Here is a 24,038-nt window from a genome sequence, read left to right on the forward strand (position 1 = left end):
AGTGATTTATATTTTCTAATAGTAGTTTTCCGTAACTGTTAATATAATAATAACCTAATCAGCTACATTATTCATTTTACAAGTAAACTTTATAAATGTCAATTCCCCACAGGTAGTTAAATAAATTTGTACTAATCGGTGAAATTTTTGACCAATGCACAATCTGGTTTTAAGTAGATACTAGTGATTATTTATTTCAAAAATATTGAAAAGATACTAAAAAAGCCGAGAGAATTATCCCTCGGCTTACCTAACTAAAACAAACTTAAAACTAACAAATTATTAAGGTATCCTGTAAAAACTACACTCATAATTGTTAACCAAAATTCTTATTTAAATTAGTTTTTCATTAAATCCAAAACTTAGTATCCAGGATTTTGATAAGCTTTCTTTTCAGCATCTGTCATTTCCATCCCATCAAGCTGACCAACTGGAATTGGTCTTAAATAATGATATGGCAAGATAGTTCTTGTTATTGTTGCAGGAGTATGATTGCCATAACTAGCTCCTCCAATTCTATAGGTTCCTGCTAACTCATTCCATTTTTGAGTACGTACTAAATCATACCAACGGTATCCCTCACCAAAATATTCACGTGAACGCTCAGCTAGAATATAGTTAATGTCAATAACAGCTGGAGTTGCTGCAGTAAGTGCCGCACTATTATCTGCAACTTTTGCTACATTACCATTATTATCCCAACGCCATTTACCTGCACGTGCACGGATAACATTAATCAGGCTTCTGGCTGTCATAGATCCAGTTGCTCCTTTTACAGCAGCTTCAGCAGCTACAAAATAGAGTTCTGAGAATTTAGCAATAGGAAATGGTCTTGTACTTGCGGCATTAGGCTGTCCTAAAGTTCCAGCATTGTCTGTACGGTATGGCCCCATTTTCCAAAATCCCGGATACACAATTCTACTAAATCCTAGAGGAGAGATTACATAATCAGATCTACCTGGTAATACTCCGGCACCAATACCACTATCGCCTGCTCCAGAAGGATATGTTATAGCAGTAGCAGGTTCTGCTCCCAAAAACGTTAATACAGCATCTTTTGAAGTTATAGGCAATGAATTTGCATTATACAATGTTGTTACATCTGTTAATCCAGTTCCTTTTAAATTCCAGTTTCCACGATACACTGTTGTAAAAGTACCATCATAACGTGAATCATTTGTTTTATCAGCAAATGTGTTTGTAAAAACATCGATAGGAGGAGCCATACGAGTCCAAGGACGTCCTAAAGCCTGAGCCGCTTCACGCTGAACAGGAGATACTAAAGCACCAGCTGCATTTTTACTTTTAATGGCTGTATAATTCCAGGTTGGCATCCATCCTGCAAAATTATCTGCATCGCCTCCACCAGCATAAGTAAGACTCGATCCGTTATAATACTCATTAGCTTCTGTATGGTCTGCATAAAGCAACATTTCTTTATTACGGTCATTAGATCCCAAATTGACATCGTAGAAACTTGCCTGTAAAGCAAAATTAGTCCCAGCATTATTAATTCCTTCTAAAGCAACATTATATGCTTCTTGAAAATACCATTGTGCATTGTGACCGTTAGGGTCTGTTCTGGGAGTTTCTGGATAAGTTGGTATATTATTTGGGTTTTCCAACCACCAAGCATACGTCAAATAAGCTTTTGCTAAATATAATCGAGCCAATGTTTTAGTTGCTGTACCAGTCAATCTAGATGCATCTGGCAGTTCAGCCACTGCTGCTTTTAAATCAGGAAAAATCCCTTTGGTATAAACTTCTGCTACATTGTTACGTACTGAAAATCTTGAAGGTTTACTATTAAATTTTAATTCCCCTGCCCCTAGATCCAGAGGAACTCCTCCAAAAGTCTGTACCAACAAGAAATAATCAAATCCTCTGAAAAATTTAGATTCAGCAATCAAACTTTTTGCAACGCCCACTGCTGCTCCATTTTCAATAATTCCATTGGCAGTATTAATATCCGCAAAGGAATTATTCCATAAGACATCTGAACGACTTGAACTTGGTGTAATTGTCCCTACACCTGATAAATCATGATCTTTAAAGTTACCATCGGCGCTTTGTGCATAGGTAGACTCATCTGTACCTGTTTCTAATGAATTATAAAAATAAGCATTTCCATACAGCCAGCGTAAATGTGCATAATGCGATGTTAATCCTTGAATTACACCCTGTTCCGTTTTGAAGTAGCCAGGCTCATAAAAATCATGCGGTTTTTCCTCCAATAGGTCAGAACAACCTACCAAACTAAACAAAGCTACTGATCCTACTATTATATTTTTAAATATATATCGTTTCATATTATGTTTTATTAAAATGTTAAATTAAGACCCATTAAAAAGTTGCGAGTTGATGGCGTATTTGTACCAATAACTAAAATTCTACGAGGGTATGAATTTACTGCTTGGTTTTGATCACCTAATGAATTTGTTTCTGGATCCATACCAGACATATCATGATAAGGAGAAAAGAAAACAAATGGATTCTGAACAGAAGTATATATTCTTAATTTATCAATTCCGACTTTTTTCATAAAATCTTCCTTAAGAGTATAACCAAGAGTTATTGATCTTATTTTCAAATAAGAAGCATCAAAATACCCCATAGTTGACATATATTTTGGATTATCACCACTCCTAACTCCATTTGGATTTGGAAAATCTGCACCTGTATTTGTTGGTGTCCAATAGTCTACATCGACATTACTGCTTCGTCCATTAAGCAAATTCAGATAACTAGCGCTACCATAAAGTGTACTTACTAAAGTTCCACCGCTTTTGAATGCTCCAACAGCATTAAAATCAAAACCTTTATACGTTAAGTTAGTATTGAATCCACCTTGAAAGTCAGGATCGGTATCAAGAATTTGTCTATCTGTAGCATCAATTCTACGCGTAGGAGAACCATCAGGATTAAAACCTCCAGTATATTTTACTTTAATAGATCCTACAACAGTTCCTGCTTGATTAACACCTGTTGGTCCTGCTTCATATTTATCCATAAAAGCGTCACCCTCTTGCCAAAGCCCAATTTTTTGATAATCATAAACAGAGGCGATATTATGACCAACAAACCATAAGTTAGCTTCATCCCTATCTTTTCCAGAAGCAAGAGAAGTAATTTTATTTTTATTAGCATAAAAGTTAACACCCACTGTCCAAGTTAAGCCATTTGGGTTATCCAAAATCACTCCATTTAATGAAATTTCATATCCTTTATTTTCTGTAGCACCAACATTTGCTGTATAACCACTAACACCTGATGTTGTTGGCAAGCCAACTCTTTGTAATAAATTTTCCGTTTGTGTATTATAATATTCTACAGTACCTGTCAAACGGTTACCAAAAAATCCAAAATCTAAACCATAATTCATAGTCTTAGAATATTCCCATCCTAAAGCAGGGTTAGGCAATTCAGTAACATAAACTCCCGTAGAATAAGTAGTTCCGAAATTATAAGGTCTTGTACTTAAAGTTCCTAAGGTAGCATACGGATCAACTGACTGGTTAGAAGTTTCACCATATCCTGCACGCAGTTTCAAAGAACTAAGCCAACTAATATCCTTCATGAAAGATTCATTAGAAATAGTCCAGCCAGCTGAAATTGCCGGATAAGTTACCCATTTGTGACCTTCTGCCAATCTTGATGAACCATCAGAACGCAACGTACCTGAAATAAAATAGCGATTATCATACGAATACATTAACCTTGCCATATAAGAACGTAATCCCCATTTTGTATAATCCTGTTCAGACGGTGTGATAGTGATAGGTTCCTCACTTTGTCCCAGATTATAAAATTGAAATGCATCAGAAGTAATTCCGTTTCTTGAAATTCTCGAACTATTACCTGTATAACCCTCATTAGAATATAATCCAACAAAATTAATTGTATGTTTTTGGGCAAAAGTCTTATCATAAGTAATTAAATTCTCAAGTAACCATTGCGTTGACATGAAGTTACTAATTGAAGCATTTGATAAAGTTGCAGCATTTACATCAAAAACACCTTGGCCTTCATAATACCCATTATTAGTTGCACGGAAATTCAATCCAGAATTTAATCTGTATTTCAAACCGTCTACACCTGGAATTTTAAGCTCAGCAAAAATATTGTTATAAGAACTAAACGCTCTGTTTTGGTTAATATACTTGTCGCCTAAAGCATTAATAGATTCTCTTGTATAAACCCATTTATCATCTATTAATCCCATATTAACAGTTCTCTTTAAATTGCCATTAGCATCATAAGGATTAACCAGAGGCGACATCCCTAAAGCCGCACCAGGCCCAATATTATCACCGTTTGTAATTGCATAGTTGTTATTAGTAGTAAATCCTACGCGAAATGCAGTCCCAATTTCCTGATCTAATGATGCTCTAAGACTAAAACGCTCATATGATTGCACAGGCAAAACGGATCCTTCTTTATAATACCCTAATCCTCCAGTATAAGAACCGCCTTCGCTTCCTCCGGAAACACCAAAATCATGACTTATAATTTGTCCAGAATCATACAACAATCCTTGCCAGTCAGTATTAGTACCTCTTACCTCGTCTCTTCCATCCGAATATAATTTAGTAACATCACGAAGTGCTGCAAACTTATCGCCATTCATCATATCGTATTCCCCAAAAACATTCTTTACACCACCAAATCCATTATAAGTAAATTTAGGTTTTTGACCTTTATACCCTTTATTCGTTGTAATCAACACAACTCCATTGGCACCACGAGATCCATAAATAGCAGTAGCAGAAGCATCCTTCAAAATGTCAAGTGATTTTATATCAACAGGATTGATATCTCCAATTGACCCTGCAAAAGGAACACCATCAAGTACAACCAAAGGATCATTACTTGCCGTAAGCGATCTGGTACCACGAATACGAATTTGCATGGATGCTCCTGGTTTTGTAGAGGTTTGAGTTAACTCCACACCTGGTAATCTTGCCTGTAATGCTTGAGTAACATTTCCTGATGCATATTCGCTCAATTCTTTTCCTGCAATTGTAGATACAGACCCGGTAACTGCTTCCTTACGTACAGCACCGTATCCAATTACTACAATTTCTTTCAAAGTATTGGATTCTTCTTCAAGCTTAACATTAATAGTGTTTCGCCCGTTTACATCCACTTCTTTGCTTTTTAAACCCACAAAACTAAAAACAAGAACACCATTTGCAGGCACACTTATGGAGTAATGCCCATCAAAATTGGTACTCGCTCCACCCTTTCCTCCTTTTACATTCACATTTGCCCCAGGAATAGGGCCATTGGCATCTGATACTACACCAGTGACCGTTGTCTGCGCATTCGAAAACAGTGAGAATGCAAACATCATCATCAAAAAACAAAAACATCTAAAATGCCTCTGTCTACTTGTAACAAAAAAGTTAGTCATAAAAATTGATTTAAATTAAAAATTCATTTTGGTTTAGTTAATAAGTGTGTTTTTAACAGAAAACCATTAAAAACACTGTTGTTTATTTTTTAACAACTATGAGCTTCGTAAAGCAATCGGTTGTCTAATTTATTCCTCTATTAAGGCAAAAGCCACTTAATTCCAATCGACAAAAAAAGTCAATTAAAAAAAATAAAATAATGTGAATATTAAGGGAACTAGAGAATTAAAATAAATTCTCAATTGATTTACATAAACAATTTTCTTCTTATCCCATAAGGATCAATTGTAATAATTGCCCCATCCTCTGTATAATCAATTTTAGTAACCTTCATACTTCGCAAATGTGTTACCCCTCTTGATAAACTTGAATCATGATAAAACAAATACCATTCATTTTTTACTTCACAAATCGAATGATGCGATGTCCATCCGATAACTGGATTTAAAATTCTTCCCTGATAAATAAATGGCCCATAAGGATTATCACCTATGGCATAACATATAAAGTGAGTATCTCCTGTTGAGTATGAAAAATAATACTTGCCTTTATACTTATGAACCCAAGAAGCTTCAAAAAAACGACGATTATTATCTCCTGCTAACAGTTGTTCTCCATTTTCATCCAAAATTTTTATTTCTTTTGGCTCTTCTGCAAATTCAAGCATATCATCCCTGAGCAAAGCTACAATAGGGCCTAATGCTCTTTCATTTACTGATGGTTCCTCATTATTTTGGTCATACTTGTTATTTCTGTACTTCTGAAGCTGTCCGCCCCAAATTCCTCCAAAATACATATAATGTTTCCCATCTTCATCTTCAAAAACTGCTGGATCGATACTATAACTTCCTTTTATCGCATCAGCCTCTGGTTTAAAAGGCCCAATAGGTGAATCCCCAACTGCCACTCCAATCTGAAAAATTCCATCCGCACGTTTAGCAGGGAAATACAAATAATATTTTCCGTTTTTATAAGCTGCATCTGGAGCCCACATTTGCTTTTCTGCCCACTCCACATCATCAACATGCAATGCAACCCCGTTATCAACAACTTCTGATGAAATATCATCCATCGAGAAAACATGGTAATCTTCCATTCCAAAATGATCTCCATTATCATTGAAGGGAATCCCGGCATCTATATCATGGGAAGGATAAACATATATTTTACCATTAAATACGTGTGCCGAGGGATCGGCAGTATAGATATGGGATACTAAAGGCTTTGAAATCGCCAGTTCGTTAATTTCCTCGAAATTAATCTGTTCAATACTATCTTCAGGCATAGTGATAATTTTATTTAAATAATTAAGTTCTTCTATTTTTAAGTTCTGATTCAATTTGTACTTCCATTTCTTTATTGATTTTATAGAAAAACAACAATCCAGTGCCAATCAAAAAAGGAATAGCCGGAAAAATACTTACTAATAATTTGATTCCATTAATAGCTACTTCTGTTTGTACCAATGAATTTGGCACGTAATGAAAATAGCCAAGAAACAACGTTGTTAAAGATCCTCCAATACTCAACCCTGTTTTTAGTCCTACCATCATCGCTGAAAAAATAATGGCAGTTGCACGACGGTTATTCAGCCATTCGGAGTAATCAGCAACATCTGCAATCATAGCCCAAAGAATTGGGATTGTGATTCCATAGAAAAAACCGTGTATTATTTGTGAAAAAAACATAAGTCCAATAGAATCTGGAGAAAAGAAATAAAACGCGATGATAAACAACGTAGAAATAAACAAAAATGCACCAAAGACATTACGCTTACCATATTTATCAGCGAGATTCTTAGACAATGTAATGCCGACAATCATAAAAATGATACCTCCTGCATTAAACAATCCAAATCCAGCAGCAACAGGATCATTTCCAAAATGATTTAAACCGATATCAGATAACAAATTTAAAATAGGGCTAATAAAAGAGGCTAATTGCTCTTTATTTACATAATTTTCAAAATAATAAACATAAGAACCACCTTTCATTGCCAAAGTAACAAAAACCAAAGTAGTTAATGTCAGCATAATAAGCCACGGTCTATTTTTAATCAAATCACTCAAATCTTCTTTAACAGTTGACTTTTGCTCTGGTTTAGGAACTATTCTTTCCTTAGTGGTCAAAAATGTAATTAAAAGCATTATTGTTCCGATAATTGCCAAAACAGTCATTACTTTTTCTATTCCTAAGGCCTTATCGCCATTTCCGGCACTTTTTATAATTCCAAGCATAAAAACCTGAACAAAAAACTGCGCAAACATGACAGCCACAAAACGATAGGATGACAAACTGTTTCTCTCAGCCATATCCCCAGTAATTACACCACTTAAGGCAGAATATGGTAAATTATTTCCCGCATAAAAAATCAATAATAAGGTGTAAGTAACTACAGCATAGATAACTTTTCCCTTATATGAAAAATCAGGAGTCGAAAACGCCATTAAAGCAACAACTCCCAAAGGAATTGCCGTAAGTAAAATCCAAGGCCTGAATTTTCCCCATTTTGTTCTGGTTCTATCTGCTAAAACCCCAATTATTGGGTTAAAAACAAAAGCAGCAACTAAACCAACAATTAACATAATAATTGATGAATCAGTAGGTGACAATCCATATATGTCGGTATAGAAGTAAGCCAAATAGGTCATCAAAGTTTGAAAAACTAAGTTTGCAGCTAAGTCTCCTAAGCTGTAACCAATTTTTTCTTTAATGGACAATTTTTGTGAAGTAAAATTCATTAGTTATTTTGTTAGTAATTAATATTTATCTGAATACACAATCTCTAAAATTCTTTTGCCTAAAAGGCAATCATGAAGATAGAGAAAAAAAACAATCGGTTGTGTTAACCTGCAAAAAAATAGCATGCGAATAGTTATTCCAATTTTAAGGAACAACTCAAACCATTACTATATGTTTTCATTTTTAATCTCATCTTTTTGCTATAAATTAGTTATACTTTGATAAGCTTTCTTTTGCTTTAAATTGGCATCAAACAACAGTGGATAATTTGTTCTACCTTTTATCGGCCAGTCGTTTAACCATGATTGACCATCATGAACACCCCAAAAAGTAACTCTGCTGATTTTGTCTTTATGCTTCAAGAATAGTCTAAAAAGTGACTCATATCGATTTGCCAATTTGTTTTGGATTGAGTCTGGCAATCCGTTTGGATAAGGATTCATTTTTTTGTTTCCTTGAAAATTCTGATTTACATCGGCGCCTCTCAGATCTCCGGGATTTGGTAAAACAGTAATATCAAGTTCCGTAAAAGCAACTTTAAGCCCAAGGGCTGAATAATCCAAAATACTTTGTTCTATTTCATTTAATGACGGACTGTTTAATCGCCAATGTCCTTGAATACCAACACCGTCGATTTTTCCGCCGCCTGCCTTAATTTTTTTAATCAAATTAATAGCACCTGCTCTTTTTACAGGTTCTTCGATATTATAATCATTGTAATACAATTCAGCTTTAGGGTCAGCTTTTGCAGCCAATTTAAAAGCATCGACTAGATACTTATCACCCATAGTATTGAAAAAAACAGACTTTCTTAAAGTTCCATCTTCATTCAGAGCCTCATTAACAACATCCCAGGAACCAATTCGTCCTTTATATCTGGAAACAATCGTATTAATATGATCTTTCATAAAAGCTTTCATCTCGACACTGTCTTTAATCTTCCTCATCCACGGAGCTAATTGACTATGCCAAATCAAAGTATGCCCGTGAACGAACATTTTATTTTTTTTACCATAAGCCACGAATTTATCTGCAAGAGAAAAATCATATTTGTCCTTTTGCGGATGAACGAACATTGATTTCATAATATTCTCAGCGGTAATGGCATTAAATTCTTTGCGAATCAGAGAATCTTCTTTTGGTGCTTTTTCTTCGATTTGGTCCGCGCTTAAAGCTGTTCCAATATAGAATTCATCTTTAAAAACATCCTTTAAAGAAACAGTATATGATTTCTCTTTTTTTAAGCTATAGCTGCTTAACATAAAAAGACATACAAATACTAAACATTGGTTTCTCAATTTCATAACTTTTTTTTGATTAATTTATTCAATTATATTTTTTACAATGTGATTGTTTTGGAATTACCCAAAACCACAAGTCCACTATTTTTTTTGAAGAACAACTGGAGAGTAATTCATAATTTTCTATTTATTATTTCTCCTTATAGTTTAGCCTGCAGTGCTGAAGTTGAATAATAAAGTCTATAATCTGAAAAGCTCTTTAGTTTAATCTTATTTTTTGTCTCTTTCAATTCATATACAATCCCTTTTTCACACTTAACTAATACTATTTTTAAATAAGTTTTCAAAAGAAGCAGCAATCAAAACATGCAATACAGCACACTTTTAAGAAATAATTATTGATATGAAAAAAAATACTGTTTATTTTTAATAATCAATAAAAAAAAGACAATTCAAAAGTATTTATTAAAAACTGAGAGCTCTTATTTATTTGTTACAAATACTTTACACTACGTTACATATAGAAATAAAATGTAACGAACTAGCAATAACCATCTTGCTTTTGACAAAAAACATAAGATTAAGTCTATATTTTTTTTACGAATAATATCTGATCATCCTATTTTTACTAGATAACCTGTTTTTTGAAAAAACAACTTAGATATTTTAACGCTTTTTAAGATTTAACCCCTGCAATACAACCAAACCGCTTAAAATAAATATTTAAAATAATTATCTTACAAATCAATAGAGAAATATGCCAATTTCTTCAAATCATTGATAAAATGGTTTGTAAATTGTTTATTAAGCGTAACTTACTAAATCCCGAAACTCTTAATTTATAAGATTTCGGAATTTTTTTTGTTTATGCGCCAAATGTGAATTCCACCCCTACCACAAGATTAAACTAATCGATTTCTTTTTTGCAATTGAAAATAAGGTTCGGTTATTTTTCTAAAAAATTAAATAATTAAAAGATAAAAAGAATTCAACAGGGAATTAAAAAAGTTAAAGATGTGCTTACAACATTTGTGCATATAAAAAAAGGAGCAGAAAATAAAGTTTCCTACTCCTTTTTAATTCGCAATCAATTCTTAATCTGTCTTTTGCTTTTTAACCAGCATCATTATCTTCGTTTCTTTTACAATTTTACAACTATCTCTTTCCCATTGTAAGAAATAACCTTTACAAATTTTGAAAGAGCATCAACTGATGCTTTATCATAACTAGCGACAGTAATTTTAAACTTGCGTGATTTAAGCATACCATAAAAATAACCTTCTCTATCTCCAATAGTAAGTGTTTTTGCCAGATCATTCCATTTGAATTTGATAGTTGAATAACTTCCTTTTTCGTAATTGTAGTTATCATTTTCATCTTCATACAATAAAAATTCACCATCAGCCCCCGGATAAATACGAATTTCGAGATTGTCCCATTTTTTTTCTGTTGAATATTGCACTTCGGGTCCAAAAGGAATAATAGCACCAGCCTTTACATAAAGAGGAACTTTATCTACAGGTGTATCGGTTACAACAGTTTGTCCTCCTTTAAAATATTCATTAGTCCAAAAGTTGTACCAACTACTTCCTTGTGGCAGGTAAACAGGCCATTTTCTTGCGTTATATTGCGTTACGGGAGCTACGAGAAAAGTACGACCAAATAGATACTCATTACCGATATCATGCGTTTTTGTATCGGCTGCAAAATCCATAATTAACGGACGCATGAATGTACCGTTGTTATGACTAACATCCCAAGATGTACTATAAATATAAGGCAGCAATTTATAACGCAGATTAATCGATTTCTCTTGTGCATCAAAACACCAGGTACCACGATCACCAAAGTTCCATATCTCACGAGGAAGATCCGTTCCATGTGAACGCATCATAGGCGTGAAAGCACCAAATTGCATCCAACGAACATACAACTCCTGAAATTCTGGATTTTTATTACCCCCGCCATTTTTCCAACGTCCTGCAAAAAAACCACCGATATCACTATTCCAATTAGGAATTCCCATCAAGGTATAGTTTAAAGCAGCAGGAATTTGTTTTTCAAGCATTTCCCATGAAGAAACTACATCACCGCTCCACGTATTAGAACCAAATCTTTGTTGACCGATAAAACCTGAACGAGTAAGTATAACAACACGTTTATTACTATTTGTTAAACGTTGATTGGTAGCAATTCCTTTATTGTGCATTAAGCTATAAGCGTTCTTAACACTACCATAACTGCCCAAATATGTTGGAAGTGTAAAATCTGATTCTTTTTTATTAATATGATCCGGCTCTGTTGAATCAAGCCACCAACCATCATTTTCAATATAACTAAATATTCCTTTATTGAGATATTTCCAATAGATATTCAGTGCTTCAGGGTTGTAAACATCATAAGGCCTCGCACCGCTTTTTGGAGGCCAGGTATCAAAATTAATTATCATATTCTTACTATCAAACTCTTTACGTTGTTCTGTTTTAGGACCAAATCCTGGCCATGTAACAATTAATAGCTTAGCGTTTAGTTTGTGAATTTCATCAACCCATTTTTTAGGATTTGGAAAGCGTTCCTTGTCAAAACTTTGAGAATTCCATAAACTATCTGTTTTTTGAAATTCCGGCCAATAACGCCAATCCTGAATAACCACATCAAGAGGTACTTTTAATTTACGGTATTTTTTTAAAACGTCCAGACTTTCATCTTCCGTATGATACCGCTCTTTACTTTGGAAAAATCCATAAGCCCATAATGGAAGCATAGGTGCTTTGCCCGTTAACTCCCTAACTTGTGCAATAACACCATCTGCATTTTTACCATACATAAAATAATAATCAGAACAATAGCCTTTCCCATCAAAAGAAAGCTCTTGTGGATTGTCATTAAAATCGGAAATGGAATAATTATCCCAAAAAACGCCATATCCTTTTACCGACATAAAATAGGGAGAGTAGGTTGACATATTCTCGTTTTGCATGTGATGGAATGAATTACGGCGATTAAATTTATTATCCATAATTTGCCCAACACCATATATTGCTTCGTCTTTATCCAATAAAAATCCTTCCCTAACTTTATAAATAGAAGTACCGGCTTCGCTTAAAGGCGAAAATTGCGTTCCGTAATCTTTATCTTTGAGCAATAATTTTCCAGATGTATCATAAAAAGTGATACCTCCAGTTACTGAGTTAACATCAATTAGTATTGAACTACTTTTTAATATGATATTGTTTCCTTTTTGCTCAAAATTCACCACTGTTTTTTCAGGAGATTTCACAACCGAAAGACTCTTTTTTTCATAAGAAACGTCTTTTGGCGTTTTGTACACTCTTACAATATTACCTGAATAGAATTCGATATGAATGTTTAAATTCTGAGCAGAAAATTTCACTCCCTGCGCTGTTTGCTCAATACTTTGAGCACTCATTTTTGCAGCCGTCAAAATAGTTGCCAAGACTACTAGAAAATAGATTTGTTTAAAAAATTTCATGGTTACTGATTAAATTAATAATTTCAATTTATGTTAGTAACAAAAGTATTTTTTAAGAATAAAAACAGAACAACAATCATGTTGAAATAAACAACAATTAGGTTGATTTCTTAGCCTTTTCGGCATATTCAGACGGACGGCAACCGTACATTTCCTGAAAGCATTTACTCAAATAACTAGAACTACTGAAACCCACTTTTTCAGTAATCTCTGAAATATTGAGTTCTCCTTCAAGAATCAATGCAGCAGCTCTTTGCAAGCGAATATTTCGAATAAACAAGGAAGGCGATTTATCCAATAACCCAATTAATTTACGATACAAACCTGTACGATCCATGCAAAGATCTCGACTGAGTTGCTCTACGGAATAGTCTGAAATGTGCAAGTTTTTTTCTACTTGTTCCAAAGCTCTTGCTAAAAAAGCACTATCAGCATTATTCCCGTTATTCCCTTCAACAGATTGTATGGAATTTAAATTTGTTTGAGTTAAATAAGTTTCCTTTTCTGATTGAAGAAAATCGCATTGTTCTAATAAGTTTTTTATCCTAATTAATAAAACCTCTTCTCTATGATTTTGTTCCAGTTTCTTTCGGGTATAAGAAACATAAGCATAGAAACTTGAACCAATTAGAGCTATAAAAAGAACTATAAACACTATATAAGCAATCGAAGTTTTCCACCATGGTGCGTTGATTGTGATTTGTAGTTCGGTAACTAATCCATTCCAATGTCGATTATTATTCGAGGTCATAACCTTTAGTTTGCATTTTCCATGAGGAAGATTAGTATAGGGAATTTTAAGAATGCCGTCAGAATTAAAGTTTTCGTTTCGTCCACTAATAGTAGCTTCTCTCCATTCATTATCAATACCTTCTAACTGATAACGATAATACGTTTGAGAAGGGTTTTGGTAATTGAGCGCAGAAAATTCAAAGGTTAGGAAGTTCTGATCATAAGACAATTCTATTGCCTTAGTATAGGCAGCGGATTGAGGCAAAATAAGACGATCATCATATTTTTTTCCTGATTCAACCTTTACTCCTCGTAAAAACAAATTAGTAAAAACAGCTTTAAATGGTAATTTTTCTGAAACCACATTATTTGATTTCAATACATTAAATCCATTTATACCTCCAAAATACAGCGTTCCGTCTGCTGCTTCAAATGCTGCCCCATCTGAATATTCTCCTTCCAATGTTCCTTCTTCTGAAGTAAAATTAGTAAAATGAATTTTTTCACTTACAGAATCTACTTGCAGTTTTGTTATCCCATAACTACCTGTTATCCAAATGTTATGTTTCCTATCTTCTAAAATAGCATGTACAAAATTATTTGACAAACCGTCTTTGGTATAAAAAAATCTTTCTTTTTGTTTTTTAGGTTCAAAAAGTTTTAATCCGTCTTGAGTTCCAGTCCATTGCCAACCACGCACATCAGTAAGTGAGGCAGTTTGGTTAACACTAAGATTAATCGATTTGTTATTATGATTAAGTTTTTTAAAAACCTCTTTTGGCACTAACGAAGAAGGAACAAGAGTTAACTTATCATTTTTCAAAGAGACAGCATAGCGATAAATCCCTGATTGGCATTTAATGTATATATTTCCAGCATCATCCTCTGCAAATGACTGAACTATTACATCTTTTGAAGAGTTTTTATAAAAATAGGAACGTCCAATATAATTGAATTTATATCTGGAAGCATGATAATAAAGTAGTCCTTGATTGAGTGTCCCTAGCCATAATCCTCCTTGTTTATCATAAAAAAGAGTACTTATTTCAGTATCCAAAATACTTCCATCTACTTTTTTCAATGTAGGCAAATAACGTTTTTCACCGCTCTTACAATTAATTATCCAAATACCATAAGTACAACTGATATATGCAATATCATCTGAATTAACTACCAATGTGTTAAGGGTGTAATTAGTTTCGAGTATTTTTTTCCAAGTACGTTTTTGGGTATCAAAAAAGAAAAAACCTCCTTTACTTCCATTTCGCAATTGATAAAAGCCAATGTTTCCCTTAACTACCAGTGAAGTGTTTTTAAAAAGCTCTTGTTGTTTTGGCTGATAAGCAGCGATACTGTAAAGTTTGTGTTTTGTTTTTAAATCATAACAGACAACTTCGCCTGTACTATAAAATAAATACAAATTATTCTTGACAGATTCTAAATCTTGTAAACGCCCCTGATTAGCAGATAAGTCTAAGATAGTAGTAGAATCATCGTTATACAACTTCCCGGAAACTTGGATCCATAGCTGCTTATTAGAATCCATAAAAAAATCTTCAATAGGTTTTCTAAATCCCTTTTTGTTAAAATAGGAATTCAAACCAGACAGATATTTTTCGGAACGAAGATCGACACACATCAATTTATGAGTATCTTTTATCCAAAGAAGCGAATCTTTACTTTGATAAATTCGATAGAAACCATCATAACAAGTTAATGGATAGACATCACCAGTTGCCCGATGAATGTATTTAAATTGTCCACCATCATAGATATTAATATTCCCACTTGTTTTAAAAATCATTCTCCCATCTGGCAGCTGTAATATATACCTTACCTGATTATCACTCAATCCCTGTAAAACATTAATTGGAGAAAAAACAAAATCCTTAGACTGGGCACTAACAATAAATGTAAATAAAAGAAAAAGTATAATGATTCTAATTTTTTGCTTCATTTTATAAAGAAACTATTTGGAACGTTATTAGCAAAAGAGGTAATTACATTTTAATTTGGCTTATTGTTTTAATTCTTTATCGGAATTTAATCTACAACTGGTACCACCCGCAATCACTTCAAATTATCTTCAGTAATGACAATTATACTATTATTGCTGAGCGAAATAGAATCATCAAGAATGTTGCTATAAACTACTATTTACTTCCTAAAATTTCCAAAAATAACAGAATAAAACACAAATTCATAACCGCATAAAAATAATTCTATTTTTTATTTGCAAACAAGCATCCTAAAAATCGAATATTCCAATTTAAGAATACAATTTAAACATCAGTATATTACTGGAAATGCTTATAAAAAGTAGAGTAACAATTAAGAAAAAAAAACGGCATGACTGACCATCTAATTCCAATTTCAATAGAGCAGAGCTAATTGATAACCGGCACTTAATCAAAATCAACTGACTAGCATTATATTACATTTCAATTTACATAGACAACTTAAAGCCTAATTAGGTGATCAAAGGCACTGGAATTTACACCTCTCCATCTTAACTTGCTAATTTTTCAACTAAATATTAATATCTACCTCTAATTTTTGCAAACCGTTTTCTCTATGCCTAAAAGGGGTTATACAGGAAATTACATTAGCAGTTTTTTCTGAAGATCTCAATTTTTCATTACTGGAATCACATCCAATTTTTCCCTTAAAACTTTTTTCGATGCCGTTGTGACCGAATTAAAGTCGATTAGTATGCAAGTCAGCATTCAGGAAAAGAATAAGAAAGAAAAAGTATTGCTGTAGTTTTTATTAAATCAGAAACCGAATGGAAAGAACTGATATTGGAAAATATTGTTTTAAAAGTTCATTTTTTAGAATCCCTCAGCGATAATTTCAAGTATTTTTTGGTTTGTAATTTCAAAACTTCTGCCCTTATTTATTAAGATTCCTTGTTCCTCCAAGTAACCAATAACTCTGACTACTGTTTCTTTTGATGTTTCGCTATATTTGGCGATATCAGATTTAGTCATAATGATTTCCGATATTCCATCATCATTTCTATACTTTTCGTTTAATATCAACAAAATTAAAGCAATTTTCTCCTTTGCTGATTTATGTGAAAGTGAAGAAATCAAATTGATCCAAACATTAAATTCAAAACTTAAAATTTCAACTAGGTTAAATGATAAATTAGGGGATTCTTTAGCAATCTTAATGAATTCGTTTCCCGCATAAATCTCAATTTCACTATCTTCTAAAAAAATTGCGGACACGGGATGTTTTTCATTGCTTAACAAAGGTCGAAAACCAAAAAAATCATCCTGGATATATACATAAACTATTCTTGTTTTGCCGTCTTGGTTAAGCTGTTCTATTTTAACCTTCCCTTTTCTTATTCGGTATAAAGCCTTTGCCACTGAACCTTGCTCATACAAAACATCATTCTTAGTAAACAATTGAACGCTCTTTATTTCCTCTAATTCCGACATACATTCAGGTTCAATTTCACCTAAAAGTTGGTTACTTTTAAAAGAATATTTTAAAATTTCAAAGCCCATAAATAAATTATTAATATAGATTGACGACGGTCAACTTTAATCATGCAAATATTGGTTTAGTTTGCAATATCCAAATTAAAAACAATTACAAACCTAAAAAAAGAAAATGACCTTTAAATTAAAAAAGAATCCAACATTAATAAATTTAAGAAATACGCTATAACATTTTAAACGTTCCCATAACGCTACAGCATCTTAACAACAATGCAATTAATATTTAAAAGCATTTGATTTTCAACACCAAAATAGAATATTCTAATGCATTTCAATCTATATTAAAAAATGGCCCCGCCAATAATTTCAACTAACATTTTATAACACATTAATTTTTTTAAAACAATCATGAGAAAAATATTTATTTTATCTTTTATATCCATAATAGCAGTAAGCAATTCCAATGCACAATCATTGTCAATGACAACCAGTATTATTAGTCCTACCGCAGTAATTAAGAAGTATTATCAGAAAAACGAACTTGAACAAATGAAGAAAGGGGAATTAGTTGATTTATATATAGAAAGAATTAATGTGGTTGTTAATAAAATCCCCTTCATTGCTTTAACAAATAAACGAGGTGTTTCTATAAGTGATCTTGGAATTCCTAGCAGCTCAAATAACATAAAAGCATTAGAAACACAACAAGAAAACATCAAGACTTTTTTAGATGGAACTGAAAAATTTGAAAAAACGGCAGCTCCGTTTGCTGATAAAGCAGATCTGATTGATTCTATATTATACTTAGAATCAATTCTTAAAGAATTAAAAATGATCAGAGATTAAAATTAGATTATTCATACATAAAACACTAAATATTAAAGATTGATACAAGGCTGAAGTAAAAACCTTGTATCAATCAAATTTAATTTAATCAATTTGGATTATTCAATATTACATAAATCCAAGAGCTGTTTGTTTATTTGCTAAGCAAATATCGTATGATCCTTCCTCTCTTTTAATCCCCCTTTTCTTATGTAGCATTAAATTAATTATTCATCTGAGAATCATTTTTTTTAAAATAATTTATTGAATTAATAATAGCAATTATGAAAGTAGGATTAATTGGATTTGGAAAAACGGGCAAATCAGTTGCTTCGGTATTGCTTGAAAATAAAGAGTTTTGTTTGGAATGGGTGTTACGACAAAGCACCATTTTAGAACATAGATCGGTTCCTGAATTTTTTGGTATTCACTCAGATGAGCCTGGATTAATATATTCCAGTTCAAAAACAACCATAAAAGAACTTCTGGATAAACATCCAGTGGATATTATTATTGATTTTTCTTCCAATCAAGGAATTTACACCTATGGAATAATAGCCTCTGAACGAAAAATAAAAATTATTACTGCTATATCGCATTATAAGGAAGAGGAAATAAATCTATTGAAAAATTTATCCAGTCAAACCACTGTTTTTTGGTCTCCTAACATTACTTTAGGCGTAAATTTTTTATTGTTTGCTGCAAAATTTTTAAAAAAAATAGCCCCTTTGGTAGATATTGAAATCAACGAAGAACACTTTAAAACGAAAGAAGGGACTTCTGGTACCGCAATAAAAATTGCTGAAGCATTAGATATTGAAAAAGAAAACATTAACACGGTAAGAGCCGGTGGTATTGTTGGAAAACACGAAGTAATATTTGGGTTTCCGTATCAAACAGTCAGGCTTATTCACGAGTCTATTTCAAGAGAAGCGTTTGGTACCGGAGTAATTTTCGTTGCTGAAAACTTAAAAAACAAGAGGACCGGATTGTATCGTTTTGAGGATTTATTAGCACCGTATTTTAAAATTTAGTAGCAATACTACCTCATATAGAACAGATAATTAGAAATCAAATAATTATAAATCGATACTTTTCAAATCTACTTTTACCAGATAAATACCGATATTTAAACTAAAATTATAATTAACCCCTGTGGTTTGTTCTTAATAATGGTTAATAATCAAATTCCAATAATAAGTATCTCCAATTTTTTGTTAAATCGATCTACTTTCTTATTACAATTTACATAGCACAGGTAACTTGTTTATGTAATGTTTGCATACCAATGTAAACCATCCACAGTTTTACCTAGTGGTTGTAAAACCTCTAGGTAATTGTAAAAGAGACTAAAATAAAATGAGCATGATCTGAAAGACATTGTTTAAATATGATCTAATCGGTTAAGCCTTTGATGGGTATTGGGAACACAAAATATTCAAGAACATTTTGATGTGCTTTTGAAACATGGTTTTTAAAAGATGTCATGCTGCGGTGCATCTTTGCTGCGTATTCTTTGTCCATTTTTTGTAATATAAGCTCAAGCTTTGCCAATTGTTCCCTGATAGCAAGCTCGCGTTCTTTTCTCCCTTTGGGGAGTTCGTTGTCAAGTTTGGTGATTGATTCTTCGAAATTTTTATCTACTAATTGATAAAAATCGTGAAGCTTGGGATTGCAGGAAAAGGTTTTGACATGAGAGAATTTAATAGCAGCCTCCTTTTTTGTTTCATCCAACCCCTCGTTGTTATTTGCGGCAAGCAAAGAAATATACACCGGAAACTTTAAGAGCAATTCCAGTTCAAACTGACTAAGATTTTCTAAATGTTTCATCGTTATAATTTTGATAATTAGTTTAATCAAGTGTAAGTACAAAAATGTTTATGCATCGCTAATTACTTTTTTAGTTGCAATGAATAAATATCATTTCTTTTATCCAACAGGTTTCTAACGCTGCCGTGAAAGTGCAAATCTTCCAAGAGACGTAAATCTACATCGGAAATCAATATCATCTCTGTGTTGGCTGTGGCTTCGCTTTTTATTCCGTTAAAAGGAAAAGCGAAATCGCAAGGCGTAAATACGACTGCCTGAGAGTAGTGTAAATCCATATTTTCGACTTGTGGAAGGTTTCCGACACTACCCGTAATGGCGACAAAGCATTCATTTTCTATTGCCCGTGCGGCAGCACAATGTCTGACTCTCATATAGGCATTATGAGTATCTGTGAGAAATGGGACGAAAAGTATCTGAACTCTTTCTTCTGCCAAAATTCGGGCGAGTTCAGGAAATTCTATATCATAACAAATCAATACGCCCACAAGGCCGGCATCTGTTTCAAAGGTTCTTATATTTCGCCCGCCTTTTAGCCCCCAAAATTTTTCTTCATCAGGAGTAACATGAATTTTTTCATATTTTTCTACATGACCATTGCGATGACATAGGTAACCTACATTTAAAAGGGCATCATTCTCGAGCAATGGCATACTACCGGTGATTATATTAACATTATGCTTAACCGCCCATTCACTAAATTTATCCTTTATCTGGTTGGTATAATCTGCTAGTTTCCGCATTGACTCTGCTTCATTTTTACTTTCAATCAAAGCCATCAATGGGCCACTAAATAACTCGGGAAACAAGGCAAAATCTGAGTGATATGCCGATATCGAGTCAATAAAATATTCAGCATGCCTAAACATCTCATCAATTGTTTCATAAAACCTCATTTGCCATTGAACCAAACCCAATCGGACGTTTCGGGTTATCCTTTTTTTAAAATCATTCTCACTCACATAATACACATTATCCCATTGCAAAAGAGTAGCATACTCCTTGCTCTGAAGATCATCAGGCATATAGTTGGTCAAAACTTTTTTTACATGAAAATCATTGCTTAATTGAAAGCTTAAAACAGGATCATATATCTCCTTCATTTTTACTTTAGCAATGTACTCCTTAGGGCGCATGCTATCTGCATATTTATGATAATTCGGAATTCTTCCTCCAAAGACTATTGCCCTAAGGTTCAATTTTTCGCACAATTCTTTTCGGGCATCGTAGAGTCTCCTTCCTAAACGTTTACCTCTTTGTTCCGGATGAATAAACACCTCAACGCCATAAAGCACATCACCTGCCGTGTTGTGAGTCGTAAAAGAATACTTGCCCGTAATTTGTGCATAAGTATGGTTATCTCCAAAATCATCATATTTCACAATAATTGACAATGCACAGCCAACTATTTTCTGATCACTGCAAATAACAAACTGTCCTTCGGGAAACTTTTCTATGAGTGAATCAATCGCATTTGGAGACCAAAGACTACCCGACCAATTTTTATACGAAGCTTTCATTGCTTCCATGAGTTGTCTGTAGTCGTTTATTGTCAGAGGCCGTATTTCGATAATTTCCGCCATGTTTGTGAAGAATTAATTTCATCATATTGACCTAGGCTAGTACATTTAGTTAATTTATAACTATTGCATTTTCAGGCATGTACTTTTATAATGGTAGACTGTCATAATCCTAATACATCCTAAACTAAAAATGAAACGGATTATATACAAATTTACTTTTTTTATACGTATTAAACAGATAATCAGCTAAATAATTAAAATTTAACTCAATTTCATTCATCCAAACAGCTACTTTTTGGTGTAGTGTAAAAAGTTGAAATGAATTGAAACACTATGAACAAAAGAAATTATTCTTTCTGAGCTTTGAAATCTTTCGGCTTTTTAGTTTTGAAGCTTATTTTTATGTGATTTTAAAAAAACTTACCGTGCTTCATTCATATATTCTGTAAGAGAGTGTAATCCATCAACACAATAATCTCCAATTATTAGATAATCTTGAACAATTTTGAAGACAGAAGTACAAATGTCTCCTCATTTAACGCAAATATAAAAGCTTTCTGATCCTACTTCAGAGGAGTCAGAAAATTAATTTCTTCTTATTTCGATTAGCAAATCTTTTTGTCTAATTCCTAACTTTTGAATCCGATCCAATATGGGGCAATATAAAATTACCTACAATTCATGGTCAATTATGTTTAATTCAACAGTTCAGGATTGTTTATGATTAATTCTAGCTTTTTTATAATTAAAGTAATCTGATTCATTTGTGCTTCAATATTTCTAAAAAAGAGACTGATATCCCTGTTGACCCAACTTTCAGATATAACTCTGGCTCCCAAACTAATTCTCAAAACGGCACTTTGACAATCATTGCCATATTTTACATTTACAGGTTGCCCAATGTGACATTTTTGGGCTGCAAGCCTAATGATTTCTACAGATGAACCCTCAAATTTATCAGAGAGGTCAGAATTAAGCAATATGTAAAGGTTCTTTACCTGATCAACAGATAATACTTTCTCATTTTTAAGAATGAAAAAAGGGAAAATGGTACAAATGTTTCTTAATCCAAATTCGTTGCTGTTATATGAATTAGTTTTTGTTTTATCTCCAAAAAGTGGTTCCAAAAAAACGGCATCTTTAATAGAATCTTCTACAAAATTACAAAACATCTCAATTCCCATATTTCTGTACAAAATAGGTGTTTTGTAATACCTCTCCATTTCAACTATCGCAGCATTCCAGCGCATATTTGAACCATAATTAAACCCATCTGATAAATCTTTGGAACAAAACCAAGATGCTGGCCAATCAGAATGATTATAATAATTGGTTAAACCTGCCGGTATCGCAACCTTTATTGAATTAATACGTCTGCTAATATTTTTAGGCAAGATCAAGGCACCTGAATACGGAGGGCCGGTAAAATATTTGCTCCCGGTAATTGTAATAATATATCCTTTATTTAAATAATTTTGTATGTCTTTTGGGTCCAGTCTAAGTTGTGAGCCGTCTATAATAATTTGGATCGATAAATTCTTGAGTGCATCAATTTTTTGTATTATTTCCTCACTAGGTGATTGATACCCTAATTTTGATTGATCCATTACATGCAATACGATATGTCTCCCTTGTTCATTCGTTTTTGAAATGGCAGCAAAAACCTCCGCATCCATTTGTAATGTGGATTTTAACTCACCGTTTTCATCTCTTAAAGGAATTTTAATCAAATCAACATCTCTAAAACCATCAATTTTATCCCCTTTTGTAACCGGATAATTTAAAGCTGTTGTGTTCTCAAAATGACATCCTTTTAAAGCTGCAGGCACACCACTGCCCGTTTCGTCAGAAGCAACTAAAATATGTGTAATTTCCTTATCAGAAATAATTTGAGTAATTGCCGCAATTTGAAGGGCCGAATCAGTTCCTGATGGTGAAAAAATTATTTGACATTCCTCTTTTATTTTAAGCGTTTTCCTTAGATTGCTTTTTAATAACTCTGAAAATGCAATGGTTGTATCTTTGAAACCTTTTTTCAAGCTATTTTGAATTAATATGCGCCTAATTTTGTCTGTTTTGTCAAATGCAAAATTAGAAATACTTGTTGCAGTTGATGAGGCGAAAGTAAAAGCATCTGGTCTTGGAAAGGGTCGGCAGCCATATTTATTTAGCAATTCAATTTCGTCAATATTCAATCTCAGATCCCCCCCTGACATTAATAAATATTCTGTTGGTTTCGCCAAATTTTCAAGAATGGGTTCCCATGATTTTTCAAATACTTTTTTAGAATTTTTAATTCCATGTAAAGATTCCAATTCTGCATATTTTAATAGAGATTCCGCATTCAAATGCTCATCATCTTTAATCATGTCAATCAAAAAATGATTGAGCTTTTTTACCTTTTCTTTATCCACTTTTGGCAATATTCCATAAAATATTTTAGTAACTTTTAAAGCAGCTAAATCGCATAAAAGCGCATTGGATTTATCTTTCCCTAAAGCTTTATACCAAAGTTGCCATTCAATTCCATACCTCAAATAAATTAAGGCCAAAACAGGTTTGTCTAAGAAGGAAGAACCAATTATTACGGATTTGTTCGGAACAATTTTAAATAAATCAGGCTCACTATTTGAAGTAATGATATTTATGTTGTTTATCTTGGGAACAGTATTAAATCTCTTCAAAACCCGAACCAAATAATTTATATTTTCTTTTTCAAATAAACGGGTTCTTTTGTATTGATCTTCAATAAGTACATTGTTTATCATGGATATTGTAATTGAAATTTT

At 32.9% G+C, this 24,038-nt stretch carries 13 protein-coding genes; 2 read left to right on the forward strand and 11 right to left on the reverse strand.

Annotated elements, in window-relative coordinates:
• Positions 1-362 precede the first annotated feature (362 nt).
• From OZP12_RS13750 to OZP12_RS13785, 8 genes are all read right to left on the reverse strand, one after another.
• The gene (locus OZP12_RS13750) at positions 363-2,309 is read right to left on the reverse strand and encodes a RagB/SusD family nutrient uptake outer membrane protein (RefSeq protein WP_281225597.1); all 1,947 of its coding nucleotides are present in this window, start codon (positions 2,307-2,309) and stop codon (positions 363-365) included.
• 11 nt (positions 2,310-2,320) lie between these two features.
• A complete protein-coding gene (locus OZP12_RS13755; RefSeq protein ID WP_349293544.1) occupies positions 2,321-5,356 on the reverse strand; it encodes a SusC/RagA family TonB-linked outer membrane protein in 3,036 nt (1,011 codons plus the stop codon).
• 305 nt (positions 5,357-5,661) lie between these two features.
• On the reverse strand, positions 5,662-6,699 hold the full coding sequence (locus tag OZP12_RS13760; protein ID WP_281225599.1) for a glycoside hydrolase family 43 protein: 1,038 nt from the start codon (positions 6,697-6,699) through the stop codon (positions 5,662-5,664).
• A 22-nt stretch (positions 6,700-6,721) separates the two neighbouring features.
• Positions 6,722-8,155, reverse strand: coding sequence for an MFS transporter (locus tag OZP12_RS13765; RefSeq protein ID WP_281225600.1), 1,434 nt, complete (start codon positions 8,153-8,155; stop codon positions 6,722-6,724).
• 201 nt (positions 8,156-8,356) lie between these two features.
• Positions 8,357-9,460: an endo-1,4-beta-xylanase gene (locus OZP12_RS13770; protein ID WP_281225601.1), complete on the reverse strand. Its 1,104-nt coding sequence runs from the start codon at positions 9,458-9,460 to the stop codon at positions 8,357-8,359.
• Between the two features lie 1,078 nt (positions 9,461-10,538).
• On the reverse strand, positions 10,539-12,890 hold the full coding sequence (locus OZP12_RS13775) for a glycoside hydrolase family 31 protein (RefSeq protein ID WP_281225602.1): 2,352 nt from the start codon (positions 12,888-12,890) through the stop codon (positions 10,539-10,541).
• 97 nt (positions 12,891-12,987) lie between these two features.
• Positions 12,988-15,579, reverse strand: coding sequence for a ligand-binding sensor domain-containing protein (locus OZP12_RS13780; protein WP_281225603.1), 2,592 nt, complete (start codon positions 15,577-15,579; stop codon positions 12,988-12,990).
• Between the two features lie 874 nt (positions 15,580-16,453).
• Positions 16,454-17,140, reverse strand: coding sequence for a Crp/Fnr family transcriptional regulator (locus tag OZP12_RS13785; protein ID WP_281225604.1), 687 nt, complete (start codon positions 17,138-17,140; stop codon positions 16,454-16,456).
• A 342-nt stretch (positions 17,141-17,482) separates the two neighbouring features.
• Between OZP12_RS13785 and OZP12_RS13790 the strand changes: the two genes are divergently transcribed.
• Together OZP12_RS13790 and OZP12_RS13795 are read left to right on the forward strand one after the other, a co-directional pair.
• Positions 17,483-17,920 (forward strand): hypothetical protein, encoded by a 438-nt coding sequence (locus tag OZP12_RS13790; RefSeq protein WP_281225605.1) that lies wholly within the window; start codon positions 17,483-17,485, stop codon positions 17,918-17,920.
• Positions 17,921-18,183: 263 nt separating this feature from the next.
• Complete coding sequence (locus OZP12_RS13795; protein ID WP_281225606.1) at positions 18,184-18,933, forward strand: 4-hydroxy-tetrahydrodipicolinate reductase; 750 nt, start codon at positions 18,184-18,186, stop codon at positions 18,931-18,933.
• A gap of 361 nt (positions 18,934-19,294) precedes the next feature.
• On the opposite strand, the gene OZP12_RS13800 is transcribed toward OZP12_RS13795, so the two are convergent.
• The 3 genes from OZP12_RS13800 to OZP12_RS13810 form a co-directional block, all read right to left on the reverse strand.
• Entirely contained in the window at positions 19,295-19,729 is a 435-nt protein-coding gene (locus OZP12_RS13800; protein WP_281225607.1) for a hypothetical protein, read from the reverse strand.
• Positions 19,730-19,791: 62 nt separating this feature from the next.
• On the reverse strand, positions 19,792-21,309 hold the full coding sequence (locus OZP12_RS13805; RefSeq protein WP_281225608.1) for a bifunctional GNAT family N-acetyltransferase/carbon-nitrogen hydrolase family protein: 1,518 nt from the start codon (positions 21,307-21,309) through the stop codon (positions 19,792-19,794).
• Between the two features lie 635 nt (positions 21,310-21,944).
• On the reverse strand, positions 21,945-24,017 hold the full coding sequence (locus OZP12_RS13810) for a hypothetical protein (RefSeq protein WP_281225609.1): 2,073 nt from the start codon (positions 24,015-24,017) through the stop codon (positions 21,945-21,947).
• Positions 24,018-24,038: the final 21 nt, after the last annotated feature.

Origin of the sequence: Flavobacterium aquiphilum (genome assembly GCF_027111335.1) — a bacterium.
Lineage (GTDB): Bacteria > Bacteroidota > Bacteroidia > Flavobacteriales > Flavobacteriaceae > Flavobacterium > Flavobacterium aquiphilum.